General features: G+C 30.1%; 2 protein-coding genes, 2 tRNA genes and 1 rRNA gene. All 5 read left to right on the top strand.

The window, feature by feature from the left end:
* The first annotated feature begins 28 nt into the window (after positions 1–28).
* Positions 29–146: ribosomal RNA gene (rrf, locus tag B2694_RS16755) — 5S ribosomal RNA — on the top strand.
* 5 nt (positions 147–151) lie between these two features.
* Positions 152–228, top strand: a tRNA-Ile gene (locus B2694_RS16750).
* 5 nt (positions 229–233) lie between these two features.
* Positions 234–309: transfer RNA gene (locus tag B2694_RS16745), tRNA-Ala, on the top strand.
* Between the two features lie 188 nt (positions 310–497).
* Positions 498–1247 (top strand): 5'/3'-nucleotidase SurE, encoded by a 750-nt coding sequence (surE, locus tag B2694_RS16740; protein WP_346886717.1) that lies wholly within the window; start codon positions 498–500, stop codon positions 1245–1247.
* 77 nt (positions 1248–1324) lie between these two features.
* Positions 1325–2470 carry an alanine--glyoxylate aminotransferase family protein gene (locus B2694_RS16735; protein ID WP_346886716.1) on the top strand — a complete coding sequence of 382 codons (1146 nt, stop codon included), beginning with the start codon at positions 1325–1327 and terminating at the stop codon, positions 2468–2470.
* The last annotated feature ends 431 nt before the right edge of the window (positions 2471–2901 follow it).

The raw sequence follows: 2901 nt of genomic DNA, 5'->3' as shown, positions 1-2901 counted from the left end.
CGAATCCTCTTCGCGGAGCCATATTAAATTTGGTAATTATGCCTTAGATGGATACACCCGTATCCATACCGAACACGAAGGTTAAGCATCTAGGGGCCGATAGTACTGCATGGGAAGCTGTGTGGGAGGGTAGGTTGTTGCCAAGTAATATGGATCTTTAGCTCAGTTGGTTAGAGCAACCGGCTCATAACCGGTAGGTCCGGGGTTCGAGTCCCTGAAGGTCCACCATATTTGGGGGTATAGCTCAGTTGGGAGAGCACCTGCCTTGCACGCAGGGGGTCAAGGGTTCGAATCCCTTTATCTCCACCAAAGACACTGTATATGCAGTGTCTTTTTTTATATGTTTTTATAATATTTTAAGATAAACTTTCTCCTTAGTATGTTAAAATAAAAAAGTAGATAGTATTTCTTTTTGGGTAAATTAATTACTTAATAAGATTTTAGATAAATGAAGGGAGGGAAAATAGAGAATATAAATTTCTCTATTATATATAATTATGAATATATTAATAACCAATGATGATGGAATTACGGCAAAAGGTATACAGATTATTGCACAGAGACTTCAAAATTCACACAATATATTGGTAGTAGCACCTGATAGTCAAAAAAGTGCTAGCAGTCATTCCATAACATTAATGAATCCTCTTATTGTAAAAAAAGAAAAAATAGAAGGTATAGATGCTCCATGTTTTAGTGTAAGTGGTACACCTGTTGATTGTACAAAAATTGCAATAACTACTATTGCTAGTGAAAAAATAGATATAGTAGTATCAGGAATAAATGATGGATTTAATTTAGGAACCGATGTAATATATTCAGGGACTGTGTCTGCAGCCGTTGAAGGAGCATTAAATAATACCCCAGCAATTGCATTATCTTGTGATGGTAATGAAGAAAGTTATGAAATAGCTGCAGATTATGCAGAAAAAATATTAAATAAAATTAGAAGCGAGAAAATTGGAAACACAGTACTAAATGTAAACATTCCATCTATAAGTAAAGATAAATTAAAGGGATTAAAGGTATGTAAAATAGGTGAAAGAAATTATAATAATGTATATGTTGAAGTAGATAAAAGTGATGATAATGTAGTATATAAAATAACTGGTGCGCCCGATGATGCAATGCAAGATAATACTGATGTAGACATGATTAAAGAAGGATATATAACAGTTACTCCACTACATTATGACTTAACTAATTTTAACTTAATAACAAAAGTGGAAAATATATTAGAAAAATAAATTTGATATAACAAAATTTTTATTTTAAATATTGTGATTAATTAGTAATATTAAATATATGAATAGGGGATGAAATGATGAATAAACCATATGTATTTACACCAGGACCTACTAATGTAAGAGAAAATGTTAGATTGGCTAGGGCTATTGAAACTACTAATCCAGATTTAGATAAGGGTTTTTATGATTTTTATAGAGAAACTTGCAATAGAATTGGGGAAATACTAAATACTGAAAAGGATGTGTTTATATTAAGTGGTGAAGGTATATTAGGATTGGAAGCTGCTTGTGCATCACTTACAGAAGTAGGAGATAGAGTACTAATTATTGATAATGGGGTATTTGGTGAAAGTTTTGCTGATTTTGTGAAAATATATGGAGGAATACCTGTGTTGTATTCTGTTGATAGAAAAAGAGAAGTAGATGTGGAACATTTAAGAGAGTTCCTTGATAAAGATAGTAATTTTAAATATGCAACTGTTGTTCATTGCGATACACCATCAGGAGTGCTTAATGATATAAGTAAAATTTGTCCAATGCTTAAGGAATATGGAATATTAACAGTTGTAGATAGTGTTGCAGCTATGGGAGGAGAACCTATAAATGTAGATGAGTGGGATATAGATATTGCATTAGGTGGTTCTCAAAAAGCTTTTTCAGCTCCACCAGGATTAACTATTGTTACCGTTAGTGATGATGCGGATAAAGCTATGAGAATAAGAAATACTCCGATTGTAGGATTTTATTGTAACTTAGCTATATGGAAGGGATATTATGATAAAAAGTGGTTTCCATATACTATGCCAATAAGTGATATATATGGGCTTAGAGTTGCTATAGATAATATGCTTGAAGAAGGAATAGAGAATGTACACAATAGACATAAAAATATTGCTGTAGCTACTAGAAATGCATTAACTAGCTATGGGTTAAAGTTATATTTAGATGGTGGCTTTTCATCTACAGTTACAGTAGTAGAACCGCCTACAGGAATAGAAGCAAACAAGTTAATTAATTATATGAGAGATAATTATAATTTACTAATTTCAGGTTCCTTTGATTATCTTGAGAATAAAGTTATTAGAATTGGTCATATGGGAGAAAACAGTAGGATAGATAAAATTTTATTTGTTTTAAATACGTTAGATAAATCTTTAAATGAATTAGGATATAAATCAAAAGTTAATATCATAGAAGAATTTAATAAGTATATTATACTATAATGTAAGAGAGTCCAATTAATTATAAAAATAGTTAATTGGACTTATATTATTATAAAAAGGATATTTTCAATGGAATATTAAGAAGATTAGTAACTAGTTAAAATAACGAATATTTATTGACTTTAATGTGGTATATTTCGTATATAGAGGCTAAATATTAGTATAAGTTATTTTTATTTTAGTATACTATACCATGTGTATCAGTATAAGAAAATGAAAGTAAATTGAAGAAATATGAAGATATATTTAAATAAACTATAATTATAAAAAATTAATGTTATATTTGATATAACAAGTATGGTAAGATAAATCTTGTCGCTGAGAGACGCGGCAAGAAACAACAAAAACTTAAGAAAAAACTTCTTAAAAATTTGTTGACAGATAAGAGATTATCTAGTAAAATAGTAAAAGTCGTCGGAAGTAATCGATGA

This window comes from Clostridium sp. UBA4395, assembly GCF_002390995.1.
Classification (GTDB): Bacteria; Bacillota; Clostridia; order Clostridiales; family Clostridiaceae; genus Clostridium_J; species Clostridium_J sulfidigenes.
Note: the sequence above shows the minus strand (reverse complement) of the source record. Positions and strands in the feature narration are given on the sequence as shown.